The following is a 20,488-nucleotide window of genomic DNA, read 5'->3' on the forward strand; positions in this document are numbered from 1 at the left end:
CGCACATAGGTAACAGTTTTTAACTGGCATGGTCGATTTCGCGAGGATTTGACCATGCCTTGGAGAGAGCTGAAACCTATGGACCTCAAAGTGATGTTCATCGCTGAATATCTGTCTGAAAAGCACAGCTTTAGCCGGCTGTGCCAGGACTATCAGATCAGCCGAAAGACCGGCTACAAGTGGGTTGAGCGCTATGAACTGGAGGGCCCCAGTGGGCTCGACGAGCGCAGTCGCCGACGGCACAACCAAACCTATGTGGTGCCGCTGGTTGTGAGACAAGCAATCATTGAGCTTCGCTCTACTGGCGAGACGGTTCCGGGGCCTAAAAAGATCCAGAGCGACCTGATAAAGCGTTTTCCGGGGCAGGATCCGCCGTCGAAAACGACCATCTACAACATCCTTAAGGCAGCGGACTTGATCGCGCCTCGGCCGTTGCGCCGGCGTGTCGCTGTCTACCCCAAACCTTTGCGTAAGGCCGAAACGCCTAACCAGCTCTTCAGTGCAGATTACAAAGGCCAATTTCTCACCGGCGCGGGTGTCTGGTGCTATCCGCTGACGATCATGGACCATGCCAGTCGCTTCTTACTTGCCTGCGAGAGCATGGCTAACACCAATCTCAAGGAGACCCAGCAAACCTTCGAGCGCGTTTTTCGGGAATATGGGATGCCTGAGCGCATCCGCACCGATAACGGCGTGCCGTTTGCCAGTACGGGTCGTGCGGGGCTGTCGCAGTTGTCGATCTGGTGGCTACGCCTTGGGATTATCCCCGAGCGAATTGAGCCCGGTCGGCCAGATCAAAATGGGCGTCATGAGCGTATGCACCGGACGTTGAAAAGTACGCTTCCCAAACCACCAGCCGTTGCCTGGGAGGCCCAGCAAAAACACTTTGATCGATTTATGCAGCACTACAATCACGAGCGGGGACACGAGGCGCTCGGCCAGCAAACCCCGGCCTCCTGCTATACACCCTCAACCCGAGCTTACCCGGAAAAATTACCGGAAATGGGGTATGCGAGCCATGTTGAGTGTTACCTGGCTGATAGTTGCGGAATCATTAGTCGAGATGGTCTGCGGATATACGTGGGGAACCTGCTCAGGCATCAAACTATTGGAATGGAGATGATCAAAGACGGAGTATGGAATGTGATCTTCGGCCCGGTGATCCTAGGTCACGTCAATGCCAGGGACGCAAAGAACGGCTACGTTTCAATCAAAGTGTCACCTATGTGAATGCACTTTTTTGTAACCCATGTGGTTGTCCCGTACATTGCCCCACCACTCGGCACCTCGCCTAGGCTCGGTGTGCCCTCACTCCGGCATTGCTCCGTGGGCCCGCCGCGAAGGGCCATCCATGGCCCAGCGCGGCTATCCCGGCATCCATGCCGGGTTGCCCACTCCACAATGCCTGCGTTCGGCCAGCGTGGTTTAACGGGGCGTCCAGATCAAGATCAAGATCAAGATCAAGATCAAGAGCCAAAGCAAGAGCAGGCCGGCATCTAGGTGGCTGAACCACCGCTATCGCGATCAAGCTCGCTCCCACAATGGGCCTGTGGTGAACACAAGACTTATGAACGCCCAAGATCACCTGTGGGAGCGAGCTTGCTCGCGATGAGGCCAGCAAACCCAACATCCATGTGATTGAACCACCGCCATCGCGAGCAGGCTCGTTCCCACAGGAGAAACGCGGTCCCACCATGAACCAGGTCGGCTATCAGGCCGCCTCGCGGTGGATGTTGATCTCGGGCGCCCCGTTAACCACGCTGGCTGAACGAAGGTATTGTGGAGTGGGCAACCCGGCATGGATGCCGGGTTAGCCGCGCTGGGCCATGGATGGCCCTTCGCGGCGGCCCACGGAGCAATGCCTTCGTTCAGGCATGCCGAGCCTAGGCGAGGCACCGAGTGGTGGGGCAGGAGCGTTTTGGTTACTTTTGCGCTGTTCAAAAGTGACCCGCCGTAAGGGCGGAACCCTAAGTAGCCGTTACCGCAGAAACGGATATACACACCAGAGCAAGGAAATACGGGTCTTCTCAAAAAAGCCAAAAAACGGCAATGAACAGCATTACGATCAATAAGGTGCATTTGTGGCCCGGCGACGCAGCAGCAAAGTCAGCCCCAGTCCGCTGACCGACAGCAACGCGGCGCAGAAGAAGATCGACGAATAACCCAAGTTCAATGCCACCGCGCCCATCAGCGGGCCGGCAATCGCCAGCGCCAGGTCAAAGAACACCGCATAGGCGCTCAAACCCGCACCACGGCTGGTGTTCGGCACTTGCTTGATGGCCTCCACCCCCAGCGCCGGGTACACCAACGACAGCCCGAAGCCGGCCAGCCCGGCACCGACCAGGGCGAACGGGGTGGACGGCGCCAGCCACAGCAATACCAGCCCGAGGGTTTCGATGCTCATGCAGGCAATGGCCGAGTTGAAGCCACCGAAGCGGGCGATGCTGGAAATGAACACCAATCGCGCGAGGATGAAGCAGATGCCGAAGACTGTCAGGCACCACGCCGCGCCGGTCCAGCCGCGGCTGATGTAAAACAGTGTGATGAACGTGGTGAGCGTGCCGTAGCCGATCGACGCCAGGCTCAGGCCCGCGCCGTACGGCGCAATGCGCGCAAACACCGCCCAGAAAGGCAAGCGCTCGCCGCGAATGACCGGCACCGACGGCTTGTTGCGAATCATCAACAGTGCAGCACCCGCCAGCAATGACAGGGCGATGCCCAGGCTGGCAAAACCCAATTCACTGACCATCACCACCCCCAGCGGTGCGCCAATCGCGATAGCCCCGTACGAGGCGATGCCGTTCCAGGAAATCGAGCGGGCCGTGTGCTCCACCCCCACCTGACCCATGCACCAACTGATGGTGCCCACGCCAATCAGCCCCTGGGCCACGCCGAGCAGCAGGCGGCCGGCGATCAGAATCAACAGGCTGGTTAGCGCAAAGCTTTGCAGCAAGGTCGAGACCAGCGTCAGCACCCCGCTGAGCACAATCCCCGACAACCCATAGACGATGGCGCGCTTGGTGCCGAGGCTGTCTGAGAAGCGCCCGGCCATGGGGCGGCTGAGCAGGGTCGCCAGGTACTGTGAACCGATGGTCAACCCGGCCACCACCGCGCTGAAGCCCAGCTGTTCGTGGACATACCCGGGCAACACGGCAATCGGCAGGCCGATGCAGAGAAACGCGATGAAGGTGTAGAAAACGATGGAGACGATCTGCAGGGTGATCGACAAGGAGCTGGGAGCAGAGGAGGGCGTGGGCATGGGCTCGTTCGCGGGCAGCGGTAAGAGAGCCTCATCATGGCGCGAGGTGAGGATAAAAGAAAGCAGGCTAACTAAATGTCTTGGGGAGACTGGGTGTTCAGGCTGGATTGATGCTGTGTGTGCTGACGCCATCGCGAGCAGGCTCGCTCCCACAGGATTTTGTGGCGTACACAAATGCTGCGTACACCCCAAATCCAGTGTGGGAGCGAGCTTGCTCGCGATGGCGGTGGGGCAGGCAATACGATTGTCAGGGCCTCATCGCGAGCAAGCTCGCTCCCACAGGTTTTTACCCTTGGAATACACAAAAAGCCCTGTCGCAATGGACAGGGCTTTTCACTTGCAGCGTGCAGCTAAGGGCTCTATTTAGAACACCACACCCTGGCTACGCAGGTAGTCGTCATAGGTGCCGCTGAAGTCGACCACGCCGTCGGCGCTCAGTTCGATGATGCGGGTGGCCAGGGACGATACAAACTCCCGGTCATGGCTGACGAAGATCAGCGTGCCCGGGTAGTTTTCCAGCGCCAGGTTCAGCGCTTCGATGGATTCCATGTCCAAGTGGTTGGTCGGTTCATCCATGACGAGCACGTTCGGCTTCTGCAGAATCAGCTTGCCGAACAGCATGCGACCCTGTTCACCACCGGAAATGACCTTGACCGACTTGAGGATCTCGTCGTTGGAAAACAGCATGCGGCCCAAGGTGCCACGAACCAGTTGTTCGCCGCCCTGGGTCCACTGGCCCATCCAGTCGAACAGGTTGACGTCGTCTTCGAAGTCATGGGCGTGGTCCTGGGCGTAGTAGCCCAGTTCCGCGGCGTCGGTCCATTTCACGGTGCCGGCATCCGGTTCCAGTTCATTGACCAGGGTGCGCAGCAAGGTGGTCTTGCCTATACCGTTCGGGCCAATGATCGCAACGCGCTCACCGGCTTCGACGGTGAAGCTGAAGTCCTTGAACAGCGGCTTGCCGTCAAAACCCTTGGCCATGCGTTCGACAATGACCGCCTGGCGGTGCAGTTTCTTGGTCTGCTCGAAGCGGATGAACGGGCTGACGCGGCTCGAAGGCTTGACCTCGGCCAGTTGGATCTTGTCGATCTGCTTGGCGCGGGAGGTGGCTTGCTTGGCTTTCGAGGCGTTGGCCGAGAACCGGCTGACGAACGACTGCAGTTCGGAAATCTGGGCTTTCTTCTTGGCGTTGTCCGACAGCAGTTGCTCGCGGGACTGGGTCGCCACGGTCATGTACTCGTCGTAGTTGCCCGGGAACAGGCGCAGCTCGCCGTAGTCCAGGTCCGCCATGTGGGTGCAGACACTGTTCAGGAAGTGACGGTCGTGGGAGATGATGATCATCAGGCTCGACCGCTGGGTCAGCACGTTTTCCAGCCAGCGGATGGTGTTGATATCCAGGTGGTTGGTCGGCTCGTCGAGCAGCAGCACTTCCGGGTCGGAGAACAGCGCCTGGGCCAGCAGCACACGCAGTTTCCAGCCTGGCGACACTTCGCTCATCGGGCCGAAATGCTGTTCGATGCCAATCCCCAGGCCCAACAGCAGTTCACCGGCGCGGGATTCGGCGGTGTAGCCGTCCATCTCGGCAAATTCGGTTTCCAGCTCGGCCACGGCCATGCCGTCTTCTTCGGTCATTTCCGGCAGCGAATAGATGCGGTCGCGCTCGGCCTTGACCTTCCACAGCTCTTCGTGACCCATGATCACGGTGTCGATCACGGTGAATTCTTCGTAGGCGAACTGGTCCTGGCGAAGTTTACCCAGGCGCACGTTCGGCTCGAGCATGACCTGGCCGCCGGAGGGCTCGAGGTCGCCGCCGAGGATTTTCATGAAGGTCGACTTGCCGCAACCGTTGGCGCCGATCAGACCGTAGCGGTTACCCGCGCCGAACTTGACCGAGACGTTTTCGAACAGCGGCTTGGCGCCGAACTGCATCGTGATGTTAGCTGTAGAGATCAAAGGTTTATCCTGCGGAACATTCAGAGTAGCTAAGGGTGCGGCAGTACCTGTTCAGTACCTGTTTGCGCACGTTTCGACCGCGCAAAGGCGTAGTGGTCGCAAGCGCAAGGGTCCATCCGGCATAAGAGGACAGCAGCATACGGAGCGCCTGGCCCGGGTAGACGTGCGCCGAAACCGTGATTTGCGGTATCGGCCAAAGGGGGCGCGTGATAATTGGCGGCGATTGTACTGATCTGGCCGGATAAACGATAGGGTATTGCCCGGACAAGACAGTTTTTCACAACTTCAGGATAACTTTTGGTTACAAACTGTGGCTAAAATGCCACCTCACCCCATGCCATCTCCCTTGCCGCTTGGCTGGCCCGGAGACGCAGCCTGTTCACTCCTGCATTGTGACGGACTTTCGTGAAGCTCATCATTGTCGCGATCTACCTCCTCTCCATTGGCTACGTTCACCTGCGCGGGCGCGTGCGGCATAAGATCGGACGCCAGTTGAGCGATCATTCATCCTTTCTCGCACCGATCAATTGCCTGCTTTACCTGTGCTCGAAACTGCCCAACAGGCCCTTCCTGAGCCCGGCGCAGTTCCCCGACCTGAGTCCGTTGCAGGCCCATTGGGAAGAAATCCGGGCCGAAGGCCAGAGCCTGCTGCACGCGGGGGAGATCAAGCGTTCCAATCAGTACGACGACGTGGGCTTCAACTCGTTCTTCAAGACCGGCTGGAAGCGTTTCTACCTGAAGTGGTACGGCGACAGCCATCCGTCGGCCATGAAACTGTGCCCACGCACCACCGAACTGGTGCAGAGCATAGGGTCGATCAAGGCGGCGATGTTTGCCGAGTTACCGCCGGGCTCGAAGTTGGTCCGCCACCGTGACCCGTATGCCGGCTCCTATCGGTATCACCTGGGCCTGGAAACGCCCAATGATGCCGGCTGCTACATCAATGTCGATGGCGAGCCGTATCATTGGCGTGATGGCGAGGCGGTAATTTTCGACGAAACGTTCATCCATTACGCCGAGAACACCACCGCCCACAACCGCATCATTTTGTTCTGCGACGTGGAACGGCCGATGAAGTTTCGCTGGGCCACCGCATTCAACCGCTGGTTCAGTCGCACCGTAATGGCGGCGGCCGGTGCGCCCAACGACGCGGGCGACAAGACGGGCGGTCTGAACCGGGCCTTCTCCAAACTCTACAAGATCCGCTTGCAAGGCAAGGCCCTGAAGAAGCGCAACCGCACGCTGTATTACCTGCAGAAGTGGGCTTTTTTCGGCGGTTTGCTGGCGATCTTCGTCTGGATCTGAACACTGCACTCATCCTTGTGCCTCGGGTTTTTGCGCATCCAGTTGCTCCCACATCTTCGCCGTAATCCGCTGGCGGTGGTTGTAGCCTTCCCAAGGGTCGGCGTCCAAGCCCTTGGCCCGTTCCAGCGCGGTATAGATGTCCCATTGCTGGGCGTTGCGCAGGGTCTGCAGCTCGTCCCGGGCAATTGGCACCGAGACTGGCAGGCCTGGCCTGGCGCGTACCGAGTAGGCGGCCACCGTGCTGGCCCCGCGGGCGTTGCGCAGGTAGTCGACGAATATTTTTCCGACGCGGTTCTTCGGTCCCATGGTGGCGGTGATGCGCTCGGGCATTTGCCGGGTCAGGAACTGGGAGATGGCTTTGGCGAACGCCTTGATGGTGTCCCAACCTTCATTTCTCGCCAAGGGCACGATCACATGCATGCCTTTGCCACCGCTGGTCTTGAGGAAGGCCTGCAAGCCCAGTTCGTCGAGCACCGCCAAAGTCATGCGGGTCGCCTCGATCATGGCGCTCCAGGGCAGCGACGGGTCCGGGTCCAAGTCCAGGACAAACAGGTCTGGTGTCTCGATCCGGTCGTGGGTCGCGGCCCAAGTGTGCAGTTCCACCGTGCCCATCTGCGCCGCGCCGACCAGCGCGTGGATATCATCGATTTCCATCAGGGCTGCATGGCCTGGGTCCAGTTGCGGATCCAGCTGCTTGATGTGGGGGATCTCCAGGCGATCGGCGTGTTTTTGAAAGAACAGTTCTTCGCCGATACCGTCCGGTGCCCGCAGCAGTGCGACCGGGCGCAACCTGAGGTGCGGCAGGATCCAAGGGGCGATGTCCAGGTAATATTGCGCCAGCTCGGCCTTTTGCACGCCGCTGACACTGTCGATGACCCGCTCGGGGTGGGTGATCGTCACCCCGTCGACTTTGGCCGTGCCGGCTTTTTTGCGACGCTGGGGTTTTAGCGTGGTGGGCTTTATCGGCAAGGGCTGCTCACGAACCACCTTGTTGGCGGACTTATGGGTCGGCAAGCCCAGGAAAATAGCCTGCCGCACCTGGCTATCGCGGGTCCACTCGGTGAACTCGACTTCACAGGTCAGGGTCGGCTCGACCCATTGCACGCCGCGTCCCTGCGCCCCCTTGAGCGGCGCAGCCAGCGGCGAGGTCTCGCGCTGCTGTGCACACAGTTGCTCATGCAGTTGTTTGATTTGTACCTGGCTGAACCCTGTGCCGACCCGGCCGGCATACACCAGCCCCATTGGCTCGTTGACAGCCAGCAGCAGCGCGCCGAAACCGCTGCGCTTGCCTTGGGGGCGGGTGAACCCGACGATAACGAAGGCTTGGCGCAACCGGCACTTGAGCTTTACCCAATCGGCGCTTCGCTGGGACATATAAGGGCTGCCCTGGCGTTTGCCGACCACGCTGTCCAGTGACAGCGCGATGGCGCTTTCGAACATATCGTGCTGGCTGGCGGAAAACGATTCGGAAAAACGCAGGCGCTTGCTGGCATTGTTGTTCAGGGCTTTTTTCAGCGCGGCGCGGCGCTCCTCCACCGGTGCCTGGCGCAGGTCTACGCCATTGAGAAAGGGCGCATCGAACAGGAAATACACCATGTCGACCGTGCGGCTGATTTCGAATGCCTGGCGCAGGGCCGCGAAATCGGAGTGACCGGTTTCATCGAGCAGGACCAACTCGCCGTCCAGCCAACTGTCCCCCAGACCCAATCCGGCCACGGCGTCGGCATGCAACTTCAGTCGATCCGTCCAGTCCTGGTGGTTACGGTTGTATAACCGGACTTCGCCGTGTTCGATGCGGCTTAGCAGTCGATAACCGTGGAATTGGACTTCATAGCGCCATTCACCGGTGGGTGGCTCCTCCACGGGCGTCGCCAACTGCGGCGCCAGGCGTTCGGGCAGGCGGTTGCCAGGGGCTGCCGTTCCCCCTCGGCCAGGATTGCGGGGCGTCGTTGCGCCCGATTCGGCATTGGATAAACGAGCAGATTCACTCTCGGCGTTGGCCATGACAGATTCCCTTGTATAGCACGCGCCAGGGTTTTAGCCCTGGGAGGCCTTGGTGGCTTTTTTGGCAGGAGCGGATTTGCGGGGTTTCGCAGGTTTTGCAGGCGCCTTCCCGGCGGATTTGTCGGTGGCCTTGCCCTTGCCGCCCAGGCTGCGCTTGAGCAGCTCGGTCAGGTCGATGACATCGGCGGTCTTGCGTTGTTCTTCGCCTGGATCGGTCTCCACGGCTTCGAGACGGCCTTCGTTGGCCTTTTTCTCCACCAGCTCCATGATCTTGTCTTCAAAACTGTCCCGGTACTCTTGCGGCTCCCAGTCGGCGCTCATGTCCTGCACCAGGCGCTTGGCCATTTCCAGCTCGCCTTTGGCCAGGGTCGGGTTCGTGACCTCGTCACCCAGTTCCAGGATATCCAGCTCGCGTACCTCCGCAGGCCAGCGCAGCATCACCAGCACCAGGGCCGATTCCAGGGGCATGAGGGCGGCCAGGTGCTGGCGGGTATGCAGCACGACGTGGGCCAGGGCTACTTTGTTGGTCTTGACCAGGGTTTCACGCAGCAAGGCGTAGACTTTGCCGCCACGCTTGTCGGGAGCGAGAAAGTAAGGCGTGTCGATGTTTTGCAGGGGGATCTTCTCGCTGTCGACAAAGGAAAAGATATCAATGGTCTGGGTGGACTTGGGGTGGGCGGAGCGGATTTCCTCTTCGCTGAGTAGCACGTACTGGCCTTTCTGGTACTGGACGCCCTTGACGATGTCTTCCTTGGTCACTTCCTTGCCCGTGACCTTGTTGACCCGCTTGTAGCCCACCGGGTCCATGCTGCGTTTGTCCAGCCAGTCAAAATCCACACCCTGGGAAGAGGTGGCCGACACCAGCGCGACAGGAATGTGGACCAGCCCGAAACTGATTGCGCCTTTCCAGATTGCCCGAGCCATGGTGGTGTTTTCCTTGCCTGTGGATGTCTCTCTGGTGACCTTCGCGCTTCGGGAAAAGTTTCCATCATTCACTGCCTGCTTCACTGTGGGAGCGAGCTTGCTCGCGATAGCGGCGGTACAGACGCTATGGGGGCAGGCTGATCCATCGCCATCGCGCGCTCGCTCCCACAATGGTTCGGAGACTCTTGGTTACATCTTCACCGGGATATTTCGCTTAACAAGGGCGAACCTGCGGCGTAGCGTGCTTTCGATATGCCTGAACCCAAGAGGTGCCCCAATGAACAGGCTGATGCTCGCCATCATGACGCTATTGCTGACTGCCGCTGCTCAGGCCGCCACGCCCAGCGCAGGCCCAATGGTCCTGGCCCAGAACCTGCCGGGCAACAACAATCCCTATAACAGCCCGACGCGCCGGGCCAATCCCAACAGCATGCAGGGCACCCGGCCCAACGTGCCGACGATTCATAACAACCCGACAGTGCCGGTACCACGACCGCCGACCCTGGAAAACGGCGGCATCGGCAATGGCTATCCCCGGTCCGGCCAGCCGTCGAGTTCGCCGCGACCGACCATCGAGTCTCCCACGCCACCCAGGAACAGCCAGAATGGCAACCGCTAGGCGCTGGAGCCCGTCGTTCTCTTTCAACACCGCAGAAGGAAATGTGCATGTTGCGTAAAACACTCCTGGCCGCGTTCTGCGCCAGCGCTGTCCTGACCCTTGCCACGCCGACCATCGCTGCGCCAACCCAGTCTTTCAAAAGCGAAGAGGGCACCCTGGAAGTGACCACCGTGGTCAAGGGGCTGGAGCACCCTTGGTCCGTTGCATTCCTGCCTGGCCAACAGGGCCTGCTGGTGACGGAGCGAGGGGGCAACCTGCGCATGGTCAGCCCCGACGGCCAATTGTCCGCGCCCCTGAGCGGCGTGCCCGACGTGTGGGCCAAGGGGCAGGGCGGCCTGCTGGACGTGGTGTTGTCGCCGGACTTCAAGCAGGATCGCACCGTCTACCTGTCTTATGCCGAGGCGGGCGCAGACGGCAAGGCCGGCACCGCCGTGGGACGCGGGCAACTGTCCGAAGACCTCAAGAGCCTGAAGAATTTCGACGTGGTCTTCCGCCAGCAACCCAAGCTGTCCACGGGCAACCACTTTGGTTCGCGACTGGTCTTCGACCGCGACGGCTATTTGTTCATTACCCTGGGGGAAAACAACGACCGGCCCACCGCCCAGGACCTGGACAAGCTGCAAGGTAAGGTCGTGCGCATCTACCCCGACGGCAAGGTGCCCGACGACAACCCGTTCGTTGGTCAGAAAGATGTCCGTCCCGAGATCTGGTCCTACGGCGTGCGTAACCCCCAGGGCGCCGCCCTCAATCCTTGGAATGGCACCCTGTGGGAGAACGAACATGGACCCCGAGGCGGCGATGAATTGAACATCATCGAGCGCGGCAAGAACTACGGCTGGCCACTGGCGACCCACGGCATCAATTATTCCGGCGCTCCGATTCCCGAAGCCCAGGGCAAAACCGTCGAAGGCGCCCTCGACCCTTACCACGTCTGGCAGGTCTCACCCGGGCTCAGCGGCATGGCGTTCTACGACCATGAGCGTTTCAAGGCCTGGCAACACAGTGTGTTCATCGGAGCCCTGGTGTCCGGGGAACTGATTCGCCTGCAATTGCAGGACGACAAGGTCGTCCATGAAGAGCGCCTGTTGGGCGAGCTCAAGGCGCGAATCCGCGATGTTCGCCAGGGCCCGGATGGGTATCTCTATGTGCTGACGGATGAAGATGACGGGGCCTTATACAAAGTTGGACTCAAGTAATTGGAGAAAAATGTGGGAGCGAGCTTGCTCGCGATTGCTATGGGTCAGCTGACATTGATGCTGACTGACACTCCGCTATCGCGAGCAAGCTCGCTCCCACAGGCCATGCTGCTCACTTAAGGTCACTGCGGCGAATATCAAATGGCACTTGATTTGCCCATTGACTTGCCGCAAACGCACCGCTAATTTCCAGGCATGAATTCAATCGTACTGCGCAGCCAGCCAAGCATTATTACCGCCATTCCTTATTTGGCGGGCTAGCTGACGGCTGCACCGAACCCGCCCTCGAGGCGGGTTTTTTCTTTCTGTCTCCTGGGCTCCGACCGAACCAGGAGATCGCCATGACCGCTGCCCACGCCGAGCAAACCCTACTTGAGCACTATGTAAAGAAAATCCTCGCCGCGCCGGTCTACGAATTGGCTGTGCGCACGCCGCTGCAAGCGGCGCCCGCGCTGTCCGAAGCCCTGGGCAACCGGATCCTGCTCAAGCGCGAAGACTTGCAACCGACCTTTTCCTTCAAGGTCCGCGGTGCCTACAACAAGCTCGTGCACCTGACCCCGGAGCAGCGGGCCCGTGGCGTCATCACGGCGTCAGCCGGCAATCACGCCCAGGGCGTCGCGCTGGCGGCACGGGAGCTGGGTATTTCGGCCAGCATCGTCATGCCCGTGAGCACCCCGCAACTGAAAGTGCTGGGCGTGCGCAACCGCGGCGCCGAGGCGTTGCTGCATGGGGAAAGTTTTCCGTTTGCCCTGGCCCATGCGCTGGAACTGGCGGAGCGGACCGGGCGGGAGTTCGTCTCGCCGTTCGATGACCCGGACGTGATTGCCGGTCAGGGCACCGTCGCCATGGAAATCCTGCGCCAGCATCCTGGCCGGCTGGACGCGATTTTTGTCCCGGTCGGCGGCGGTGGGTTGATCGCCGGGATCGCCGCCTACGTCAAGTACCTGCGCCCGGAGATACGCATCATCGGCGTCGAGTCACAGCACTCGGCCTGTCTCCAGGCCGCGCTGGCCGCAGGGGAGCGGGTCACCTTGCCCGAGGTGGGAACCTTCGCTGACGGCGTGGCCGTGGCGCAGATCGGTGCCCATGGCCTGGATATCTGCCGTTTCTGTGTCGACGAGGTAATGACCGTGACCAACGACCAACTGTGCGCCGCGATCAAGGACATCTATGACGACACCCGTTCCATCACCGAACCGTCAGGGGCATTGGCGGTGGCGGGCATCAAGCAATACGTGGCGCGCACGGGCGCGCGAGGCGAGACGCTGGTAGCGATCGATTCGGGTGCCAACATCAATTTCGACAGTTTGCGTCACGTGGCGGAGCGGGCGGCGGTGGGCGGTCTTTGAGCTTTTTTACGCGACGTCACACTTTTTTTGAACCAGGCGACGGATGCCCGCTTGCTCCTTCGCATTAGGGGCTACTCTAGGTTGCGAACAGGATCAAAGCGATTGCACTTTGCATGGAAAAAGCATCGTTTCCTTGCATTTTGCACGAGCCCTGTGGCGCAGGACGGAGCTAAGCGCTTGATTCATATCAATCCGGAGGGTCGTCAATACAGGCATAATTTTTGCGGGATGATTCAGGAGTTCGCTAGACGAACTCGTTAACTGAAAACGCCAAAGAAAGAACGAACGGCACGGTATTCGTAGTCCCAGTCCGCAGGGAAGAAAACGGACGAAAATACCGCCGTCGTGAACATAAATTGGCCGCCTCAACAGGAGAGAGTCGCCATGTTTCTATCTGCCCTCGAAATGCGAAACATCATTGAAAGCAGTTTGCTGCCCAAGCGCTCGCAATGCACCTTGTCACCTGAGTTGGTGATGACGATCAAGATCTTCGATGACCACAGGACCGATCATGCGGCCCTGATTAAAACCGGCATCGATGCCAGCAAGCTTACCGGTTGCCGGGCCATCAACGACCTGATCGCCGAGCTGCGTACGGAGCTTGACCATAACCCCGCCGCTGGCAATCACTTTCATCAGCAACATCATCGAATGACCGGGCGCTGATTACGGCTTTGTCCTGATTAATCCGACGCTCGGGTCCGGCGATGTCCGAACCCGGCGTCCAGTTTTTCAACTGTGGCGCGCACTCAGGCCAGTTGCTGCCGGTACGGCAGGTCCGGGCCGGTTTTTCCGCACGTCAGGGCCGCAGCGCGAATGGCGAATTCCAGCATGGCGCTGATCTGCTCACGGGTCAGCGTCTGCAGGCCCTCGATCGAATCCAATTGTTGTTCAGTCAGCCAGGCAATCAGCGCGGCCTGGAAGGTGTCGCCTGCCCCCACGGTGTCGGCGATCTTCACTGGGCACGCTGGCAGGGACCATGTGCCGTGCTGGCGACTGAAGACCGTGGCGCCCTGGCCGCCGCGGGTCAGGAAAACCAACTGGCAACGGTGCTTTAGCCAACCGTCGATGACCGCCTGGGGTTCGACCTGCGGGTAGAGCAGGCTCAGGTCTTCATCACTGACCTTGATCAGGTCGGCATATTGCACCAGTGTCGCGATCCGCGAGCGCCACAACTCGATATCCGGCTGCGGGTTGAGTCGTACGTTCGGGTCGAGGCTAATCAGGCGCCGGCCGCTCTCCCGTTGCACCAGGGCCAGAAGTGTATCGGCAATGGGCTGGACCACCAGCGAGAACGAGCCGACATGCAAGCCATGCACTTCAGGACCGAGGTCCGGTAGATGGGCCAGGCTCAGTTGCCGGTCGGCACAATCTTCTCCGCGAAAGCTGTAGTGGGGTGAACCATTGGCGCCGACGGCGACCATCGCCAGGGTGGTCGGCGCGTCGACGTCCAGCAGGTATTGGCTGCTGACACCTTCGTTGAGCAATACCTGCTGCAGGCGACGGCCCAGGTAGTCGGTGGACAGCCCGGTAAACAGCGCCGATTCAACACCCAGGCGGCGCAACCCCACCGCCACGTTGAACGGCGAGCCGCCGGCAATCGCCTTGTAGTTCACCTGCGAGGCAGGGCCATTTGCCTCGGTTTCACTGAAAAAATCAAACAGCGCTTCACCACACACCAAATACATAGTTGCCCGCTCTCAAAGGGTTGCGACGTGTTGTCGGTAACGTTCATACGCCTGCTGGGACGCCGCGACGTGTGCGGCCACTGGCCGGGTTTCGCTGGCCGGGTCGAGCTTGACGCAGCGCTCGCACAGTTCGGCCAGACTGTCTTGCGCGCCTGAATGGCACCACGCCGCCTGGATCGCCGCACCCAACGCCGCCGCTTCGCTTTGTTCGGTGCAGATGACCGTGGTGTCCATGATGTCGGCGACGATCTGCCGCCACACCGGGCTCTTCGAGCCGCCGCCGATCAGGCGAATGCTCTGGGCCTTGAGTCCGTTGGCCCGCAGCAGGTCCAAGCCATAGCGCAAACCGAAGGTCGTGCCTTCGACCACGGCGCGGCACAGATTGGCCCGGGTCAAGTTGGTGGTGGTCAGGCCCAGCAGGCTAGCGGTGGCATGGGGCAGGGCAGGCACCCGCTCGCCGTTGAGGAACGGCAGCATGCACACACCCTCGGCGCCAATCGGGGCCTGGACCACCTGGGCGTTGAAAGCGTCGATGTCCAGGTCCAGCAACTCGCGAATCGCCCCGGTGGCGTTGGTCAGGTTCATGGTGCAGATCAGCGGCAGCCAGCCACCGCTGGAAGAGCAGAACGTCGCCACTGACGGTTGCGGGCTGACCGCAGGTTCGGCGGCATAGGCATAGACCGTACCGGAGGAGCCGAGGCTCATGGTGATCACGCCGGGCTGGATATTGCCGGTGCCGATGGCGCCCATCATGTTGTCGCCGCCGCCACTGGCTACCACCGCGTTGGGGTTGATGCCCAGGTGCGCGGCAATGGCCGGCAGGATGCGCCCGACCGGCTGATGCGCCTCGATCAGCTCCGGAAGCGCCATTAGCAGGCGTTCGCCGGGATCGATGTGTTGCAACAACTGCACGTCCCATTGACGGGTGCGCACGTTGAAGTAGCCGGTCCCCGAGGCGTCGCCGTATTCGCTGCAATGGCGGCCGGTGAGCCAGTAGTTGAGGAAGTCGTGGGGCAGCAGGACGCTGGCGATGCGTTCGAAAACCTGGGGATGCTGCTCCCGCGTCCAGAGCAGTTTGGAAACCGTGTAGCCCGGCGCGATCACCACGCCGAGGCGTTCGAGGCTGCCGTCCTCACCGCCCAGGTGCGCCAGGAGCCGATCGTTTTCCGGCGTCGTCTCGGTGTCGCACCACAGCTTGGCGGGGCGCAAGACCTGGCCTTGCTCGTCAAGCAACACCAAGCCGTGTTGCTGGCCGGACACGCCGATGCCGAGGATCGCCTGGCCATCGACCCCGGCGGCAGCCAAGGCCTGATGGGTCGCCTGGGTGAATGCATCGAGCCATTGCTGGGTGTCTTGCTCACGGCGACCGTTGGCCCCGCTGATCATGCTGTGGGCAGCGGCGCCCTGGCCGAGTACCTGGCCGCTGAGCGCATCCAGGATCAGCGCCTTGGTGCCTTGGGTGCCGCAGTCGATGCCCAGGAACAGTTGTTGGTTTGCCATAAAAATCCTCGGATCTAAGAACAAAACACAGAGCCTGTGGCGAGCGCCTTATCTGTGGCGAGGGGATTTATCCCCGCTGGGCTGCGAAGCAGCCCCAAATGCATCTGCTACTGCGATGTATCAGGCAGTACGTTGGGGGCCGCTTCGCGCCCCAGCGGGGATAAATCCCCTCGCCACAACAGCGGTTCGCGGTCGGGCCTTAGTTCGCCTCGGTCAGTACCCGCTCAAGTGTTCGCGTAACCCCGTGCTCGCGCAAGCTGTTGCAGCACCATTCGAAGGCTGCCACGAATTCTGGCGAACGGGGGATCGCGGTGCCAAAGATTTCTTCCACTTCCAGCAGCCGCTGGGTCACCAGCGCATCGTCAGCCACCAAGGCCTGGCAGAACGCCGCCCGTGGGTCCGGGATCGAATACGTCACGCCGTTCTCGTCCACACCCTTCAGGTACACCGCCCAGGCCGCCACGACCAGCGCCGCACGGCGGGTTTCGCCGCCGTCGGCAATCAAACGATTGATGGTCGGAACGGTGAATTTTGGAAACTTCGACGAGCCGTCCGAACAGACCCGCTCCAACTGGTCGGCAATCGCTTGGTTGGAAAAGCGTTCCACCAGGGTGTTCTTGTAGTCGGTCAGGTCGATGCCCGGCACCGGTGCCAGCTGCGGCGTCACGTCCAGGTCCATGTAGGCGCGCATGTAACGCACGAACAGCGGGTCGTTCATGGTTTCGTGGACGAAGCGATAACCCTTGAGAAAGCCCAGGTAGGTCAACGCCAGGTGACTGCCGTTGAGGAGCTTGATTTTCATCTCTTCATAGGGAGAAACGTCATCGGTGAATTGCACGCCGACCTTTTCCCAGGCCGGGCGACCGTTGACGAACTTGTCTTCCAGCACCCATTGCACGAACGGTTCGCAGACCACCGGCCAAGCGTCGTCGATGCCGTGTTCGTCATGCAATTGCAAGCGATGGGCGCTGCTGGTCATCGGGGTAATGCGATCGACCATGGCATTGGGGAAACTCACGTTTGCGTCGATCCATTGACCCAGTTCCGGGTCGCGCAGCGCGGCAAACGCCAGCAGCGCCTTGCGAGTGACTGCGCCATTGTGGGGCAGGTTATCGCAGGACATCAGCGTGAACGCCGGGGTGCCAGCCGCGCGGCGCTTGGCCAGGGCGGCACAGAGGAAGCCGAAAACCGTTTTCGGCGCCTCGGGATGGGCCAGGTCGTGCTGGATCTGCGGCAGGTGGGCCATGAACTCGCCATTGCTGTCGTCGATGCAATAGCCACCTTCGGTGATGGTCAGCGAAACGATGCGGATTTGCGGGTCGGCCAGTTTGTCGATCAGCGTCTGGGCGCCATCCTCGGCCAATAGCATGTCGGCGATGGCGCCGACGACGCGGACTTCGGTGTCGTCGGTGTCGCCCAACTCATAAAGCGTGAACAAATAATCCTGGCCGGCCAGGTCATCCCGGGCGCGACGGTCTTCGGGTCGAAGTCCTACGCCACAAATGGCCCAGTCGAGTCCTTCGCCGGTGTTCATCAACGCATCGGTGTAATACGCCTGGTGCGCACGGTGGAAACCACCCACGCCGATGTGGGCGATGCCCTGGCGACGGTCGTCCAGGTTATAAGCGGGCAGGGCGACCTCGGCGTTGAGGTTGTGCAGGTTCTGTCGGTTGAGTTTCATCACAAGTCTCTACAATCAGGCGGCAGCACGCAGCGCGCGGGAGACCGCTACGCCTTCGGCATCGAATAAATGGCAGTGTTCAGCGTCCAGGTGCAGGCTCAGTTGCTCACCGAAACGGCTCGCCAGGTCGCCGCGAACCCGCATGGTCAAGGCTTCGCCGGACGTCGTGACGACGTGACAGAAGGTGTCGCTACCCAGTCGCTCACTGACGTCGGCGGTGACTTGCAGGGTGCAATCGCCCGGTTGCGCCAGGTTCAGGTGTTCCGGACGAATCCCCAGGGTCACCGCGCCGCCGACGCTCAGGTTGGCACCGCTCAATGGCAGGCTGATACGCGTGCCGGCGTCCAGCAGGACTTCACAACCCTGGCTGTCCAAGGCGGTGACCTTGCCTTTGAGAAAGCCCATTTTCGGCGTGCCGAGGAACCCGGCGACAAACAGGTTGGCCGGCTGGTGATACAGCTCCAGCGGCGAGCCAACCTGTTCGATGCGCCCGCTATTGAGCACCACCACCTTGTCGGCCAGGGTCATGGCTTCGACCTGGTCGTGGGTCACGTAGATCATCGTCGCCTGCAGCTCCTTGTGCAGGCGTGCCAGTTCCAGGCGCATCTGCACTCGCAGGGCGGCGTCGAGGTTGGACAAGGGTTCGTCGAACAGGAAGATTTTCGGGTTGCGCACAATGGCCCGGCCGATTGCCACACGCTGGCGCTGGCCGCCGGACAGTTGCTTGGGCTTGCGCTCGAGCATCGGCCCCAATTCGAGGATGCGCGCCGCTTCGTTGACCTTCTTCTCGACTTCAGCCTTGGGCACACCGGCCAGGTCCAGGGCGAAAGACATGTTCTTGCGCACGCTCATGTGCGGGTACAAGGCGTAGGTCTGGAACACCATCGCCAGGTCGCGCTTGGCCGGGCTGACTTCGGTAATGTCCCGGCCATCGAGTTCGATGGTGCCGTCGCTGACCTCTTCCAGGCCGGCGATCAGCCGCAGCAGCGTGGACTTGCCGCAGCCCGATGGGCCGACGAAGACCACGAACTCGCGGTCGTTCACCTCAAGGTCGATACCCTTGATGATGGAGAAGCCTTCGAAACCCTTTTGCAAATTCTTGATTTTCAGGTTGGCCATGATGATGGGCCTCCACTTCTGATAATGGTGTAGGGCGGGTTATTTCACCGCGCCGAAGGACAAACCGCGCACCAGCTGTTTCTGGCTGATCCAGCCAAAGATCAGGATCGGCGCGCAGGCCAGGGTCGAGACGGCCGATAATTTGGCCCAGAACAAACCCTCCGGGCTGGAGTAGGAAGCGATCAACGCCGTCAGGGGCGCGGCCTTGGAGGAGGTGAGGTTCAGCGACCAGAACGCCTCGTTCCAGCACAGGATCAGCGACAGCAGCACGGTGGACGCCAGGCCGCCCTTGGCGATGGGCAGCAGCACGCGAACCATTTCCTGCCAGAGCGTGGCGCCATCCAGGCGGGCGGCCTCGAGGATGTCGCGAGGAATGTCCTTGAAGTAGGTGTAAATCATCCAGACCACGATGGGCAGGTTGATCAGTGTGTAGATGATGATCAACGCGATACGCGTGTCCAGCAGGCCAAACTGCTTGGCCAGCAGGTAGATCGGCATCAGCACGCCCACCGGTGGCAGCATTTTGGTGGAGAGCATCCACAGCAATGTGCCTTTGGTGCGCTGGGTTTCATAGAACGCCATGGAGTAGGCCGCCGGCACCGCGATCAGCAGGCAAAGGGCGGTGGCGCTGAAGGAAATCACCACCGAGTTCCAGGCAAAGCTGAAGTAATTGCTGCGCTCGTTGATGTGCAGGTAGTTCTCCAGGGTCGGCGCGAAGATGAACTGCGGCGGTGTGGCGAACGCATCGATTTCGGTCTTGAAGCTGGTCAGCACCATCCAGAAGATCGGAAAGAAGATCAGGATCGCGATGGCCCAGGCCAGCGTGCCCAACAGCAGGCTTTGCAGGCGACGGGATTGTTGAAGAGTCATGGCGACGGCCTCATTGCTTGTCGGTGAGGTTTTTGCCGATCATCCGGACGAGGATGATGGCGGCGATGTTGGCAATGACCACGGCAATCAAGCCACCGGCCGAAGCCATGCCGACGTCGAACTGCACCAGCGCCTGGTTGTAGATCAGGTACGCGAGGTTGGTGGAGGCATAGCCGGGGCCACCGTTGGTGGTGGTGAAGATCTCGGCGAACACCGACAGCAGGAAGATGGTTTCGATCATCAGCACCACGGCAATCGGGCGGGCCAGGTGCGGTAGGGTCAGGTGCCAGAAGATCGCGATGGGGCCGGCACCGTCCAGGCGGGCGGCTTCTTTCTGTTCCTGGTCCAGCGACTGCATGGCGGTCATCAGAATCAGGATCGCGAAGGGCAGCCATTGCCAGCTCACGATGATGATGATCGACAGCAGCGGGTAATGGGCCAGCCAGTCCACCGGCTGGGCGCCGAACAGCTTCCACACCGAGGCGAGGATGCCCGAGACCGGGTGGAAGATCAGGTTTTTCCAGATCAGCGCACCGACGGTGGGCATGATGAAGAACGGCGAGATCAGCAGCACACGAACGATGCCGCGACCGAAAAACTCACTGGCCTCCAACAGCGCGCTGATCAACACCCCGAGGACGATACTGATCAGCAACACGCTGCCCACCAGCAACAGGGTATTGGTGGCGCCGGGCATGAAACCCGAGTCGGTGAGGAAATAAGTGAAATTTTCCAGTCCCACGAATTCGTTTTCGCCGGGATAGAGCAGGTTGTAGCGGATCAGCGAGAAATAGACGGTCATGCCCAGCGGCACGATCATCCACAGCAGCAATAAGGCGACCGAAGGGCTGACCAGGAACCAGCCCGGGTTGGCCAGGCGAAGCTTGCGCGCCGGTGGGGCGATCTCGATGGGTGCTTTGGCGGTTGTCGTTGAGCTATTCATGGCATTGAACCGATTTTTGCGGGCCTATGAAGATCCACTGTGGGAGCGAGCTTGCTCGCGATAGCGTCGTGTCAGTCG

At 60.7% G+C, this 20,488-nt stretch carries 15 protein-coding genes and 1 pseudogene; 6 read left to right on the forward strand and 10 right to left on the reverse strand.

Annotated features, from left to right (window positions below):
• Positions 1 to 54 precede the first annotated feature (54 nt).
• Positions 55 to 1,230 carry an integrase core domain-containing protein gene (locus AB4N80_RS18680; RefSeq protein ID WP_122567194.1) on the forward strand — a complete coding sequence of 392 codons (1,176 nt, stop codon included), beginning with the start codon at positions 55 to 57 and terminating at the stop codon, positions 1,228 to 1,230.
• Between the two features lie 835 nt (positions 1,231 to 2,065).
• Here AB4N80_RS18680 and AB4N80_RS18685 read toward each other — a convergent pair.
• Both AB4N80_RS18685 and AB4N80_RS18690 read right to left on the reverse strand, forming a co-directional pair.
• Positions 2,066 to 3,259, reverse strand: coding sequence for an MFS transporter (locus tag AB4N80_RS18685; RefSeq protein WP_122567333.1), 1,194 nt, complete (start codon positions 3,257 to 3,259; stop codon positions 2,066 to 2,068).
• A gap of 363 nt (positions 3,260 to 3,622) precedes the next feature.
• A complete protein-coding gene (locus AB4N80_RS18690) occupies positions 3,623 to 5,212 on the reverse strand; it encodes an ABC-F family ATPase (RefSeq protein ID WP_003181279.1) in 1,590 nt (529 codons plus the stop codon).
• Positions 5,213 to 5,617: 405 nt separating this feature from the next.
• On the opposite strand from AB4N80_RS18690, the gene lpxO reads away from it, so the two are divergent.
• Entirely contained in the window at positions 5,618 to 6,517 is a 900-nt protein-coding gene (gene lpxO / locus AB4N80_RS18695) for a lipid A hydroxylase LpxO (RefSeq protein WP_122567335.1), read from the forward strand.
• Positions 6,518 to 6,526: 9 nt separating this feature from the next.
• Here lpxO and ligD read toward each other — a convergent pair whose 3' ends face one another.
• Entirely contained in the window at positions 6,527 to 8,521 is a 1,995-nt protein-coding gene (gene ligD / locus AB4N80_RS18700; protein ID WP_354336965.1) for a DNA ligase D, read from the reverse strand.
• A gap of 33 nt (positions 8,522 to 8,554) precedes the next feature.
• Positions 8,555 to 9,445 (reverse strand): non-homologous end joining protein Ku, encoded by an 891-nt coding sequence (gene ku / locus AB4N80_RS18705; protein ID WP_122567337.1) that lies wholly within the window; start codon positions 9,443 to 9,445, stop codon positions 8,555 to 8,557.
• Positions 9,446 to 9,722: 277 nt separating this feature from the next.
• Here ku and AB4N80_RS18710 point away from each other — a divergent pair, with 277 nt between their 5' ends.
• The 4 genes and pseudogenes from AB4N80_RS18710 (at position 9,723) to AB4N80_RS18725 (ending at position 13,275) form a co-directional block, all read left to right on the forward strand.
• Entirely contained in the window at positions 9,723 to 10,064 is a 342-nt protein-coding gene (locus tag AB4N80_RS18710; RefSeq protein ID WP_122567338.1) for a hypothetical protein, read from the forward strand.
• 47 nt (positions 10,065 to 10,111) lie between these two features.
• Positions 10,112 to 11,260, forward strand: coding sequence for a PQQ-dependent sugar dehydrogenase (locus AB4N80_RS18715; RefSeq protein WP_305467142.1), 1,149 nt, complete (start codon positions 10,112 to 10,114; stop codon positions 11,258 to 11,260).
• A gap of 341 nt (positions 11,261 to 11,601) precedes the next feature.
• Positions 11,602 to 12,600: pseudogene (ilvA, locus tag AB4N80_RS18720) on the forward strand (threonine ammonia-lyase, biosynthetic); the annotation flags it as partial.
• Positions 12,601 to 12,993: 393 nt separating this feature from the next.
• Positions 12,994 to 13,275 (forward strand): DUF1652 domain-containing protein, encoded by a 282-nt coding sequence (locus AB4N80_RS18725; RefSeq protein ID WP_122567341.1) that lies wholly within the window; start codon positions 12,994 to 12,996, stop codon positions 13,273 to 13,275.
• An 83-nt stretch (positions 13,276 to 13,358) separates the two neighbouring features.
• Here the strand turns inward: AB4N80_RS18725 and AB4N80_RS18730 are convergent, their stop codons facing one another.
• The 6 genes from AB4N80_RS18730 to AB4N80_RS18755 all read right to left on the reverse strand — a co-directional run bounded on the left by AB4N80_RS18730 (position 13,359) and on the right by AB4N80_RS18755 (position 20,410).
• Entirely contained in the window at positions 13,359 to 14,297 is a 939-nt protein-coding gene (locus AB4N80_RS18730; RefSeq protein WP_122567342.1) for a carbohydrate kinase family protein, read from the reverse strand.
• Positions 14,298 to 14,309: 12 nt separating this feature from the next.
• Positions 14,310 to 15,797 carry a xylulokinase gene (gene xylB / locus AB4N80_RS18735; protein WP_122567343.1) on the reverse strand — a complete coding sequence of 496 codons (1,488 nt, stop codon included), beginning with the start codon at positions 15,795 to 15,797 and terminating at the stop codon, positions 14,310 to 14,312.
• A 199-nt stretch (positions 15,798 to 15,996) separates the two neighbouring features.
• Positions 15,997 to 17,478 (reverse strand): mannitol dehydrogenase family protein, encoded by a 1,482-nt coding sequence (locus AB4N80_RS18740; protein ID WP_122567344.1) that lies wholly within the window; start codon positions 17,476 to 17,478, stop codon positions 15,997 to 15,999.
• Positions 17,479 to 17,493: 15 nt separating this feature from the next.
• Positions 17,494 to 18,597, reverse strand: a complete 1,104-nt coding sequence (locus tag AB4N80_RS18745) for an ABC transporter ATP-binding protein (RefSeq protein ID WP_122567345.1) — start codon at positions 18,595 to 18,597, stop codon at positions 17,494 to 17,496.
• Positions 18,598 to 18,636: 39 nt separating this feature from the next.
• Positions 18,637 to 19,467: a carbohydrate ABC transporter permease gene (locus tag AB4N80_RS18750; protein WP_039590930.1), complete on the reverse strand. Its 831-nt coding sequence runs from the start codon at positions 19,465 to 19,467 to the stop codon at positions 18,637 to 18,639.
• Positions 19,468 to 19,477: 10 nt separating this feature from the next.
• Positions 19,478 to 20,410, reverse strand: a complete 933-nt coding sequence (locus tag AB4N80_RS18755; RefSeq protein WP_305467134.1) for a carbohydrate ABC transporter permease — start codon at positions 20,408 to 20,410, stop codon at positions 19,478 to 19,480.
• Between the last annotated feature and the right edge of the window lie 78 nt (positions 20,411 to 20,488).

It is taken from the genome of Pseudomonas sp. H3_A02 (assembly GCF_054671965.1).

Excerpts from the sequence above, each read along its gene's own strand:
- AB4N80_RS18680 (WP_122567194.1), top strand. The coding sequence starts at position 55 with ATGCCTTGGAGAGAGCTGAAACCTATGGACCTCAAAGTGATGTTCATC.
- AB4N80_RS18685 (WP_122567333.1), bottom strand. The coding sequence starts at position 3,259 with ATGCCCACGCCCTCCTCTGCTCCCAGCTCCTTGTCGATCACCCTGCAG.
- ligD (WP_354336965.1), bottom strand. The coding sequence starts at position 8,521 with ATGGCCAACGCCGAGAGTGAATCTGCTCGTTTATCCAATGCCGAATCG.
- ku (WP_122567337.1), bottom strand. The coding sequence starts at position 9,445 with ATGGCTCGGGCAATCTGGAAAGGCGCAATCAGTTTCGGGCTGGTCCAC.
- AB4N80_RS18710 (WP_122567338.1), top strand. The coding sequence starts at position 9,723 with ATGAACAGGCTGATGCTCGCCATCATGACGCTATTGCTGACTGCCGCT.
- AB4N80_RS18715 (WP_305467142.1), top strand. The coding sequence starts at position 10,112 with ATGTTGCGTAAAACACTCCTGGCCGCGTTCTGCGCCAGCGCTGTCCTG.
- AB4N80_RS18725 (WP_122567341.1), top strand. The coding sequence starts at position 12,994 with ATGTTTCTATCTGCCCTCGAAATGCGAAACATCATTGAAAGCAGTTTG.
- AB4N80_RS18730 (WP_122567342.1), bottom strand. The coding sequence starts at position 14,297 with ATGTATTTGGTGTGTGGTGAAGCGCTGTTTGATTTTTTCAGTGAAACC.
- xylB (WP_122567343.1), bottom strand. The coding sequence starts at position 15,797 with ATGGCAAACCAACAACTGTTCCTGGGCATCGACTGCGGCACCCAAGGC.
- AB4N80_RS18740 (WP_122567344.1), bottom strand. The coding sequence starts at position 17,478 with ATGAAACTCAACCGACAGAACCTGCACAACCTCAACGCCGAGGTCGCC.
- AB4N80_RS18745 (WP_122567345.1), bottom strand. The coding sequence starts at position 18,597 with ATGGCCAACCTGAAAATCAAGAATTTGCAAAAGGGTTTCGAAGGCTTC.
- AB4N80_RS18750 (WP_039590930.1), bottom strand. The coding sequence starts at position 19,467 with ATGACTCTTCAACAATCCCGTCGCCTGCAAAGCCTGCTGTTGGGCACG.
- AB4N80_RS18755 (WP_305467134.1), bottom strand. The coding sequence starts at position 20,410 with ATGAATAGCTCAACGACAACCGCCAAAGCACCCATCGAGATCGCCCCA.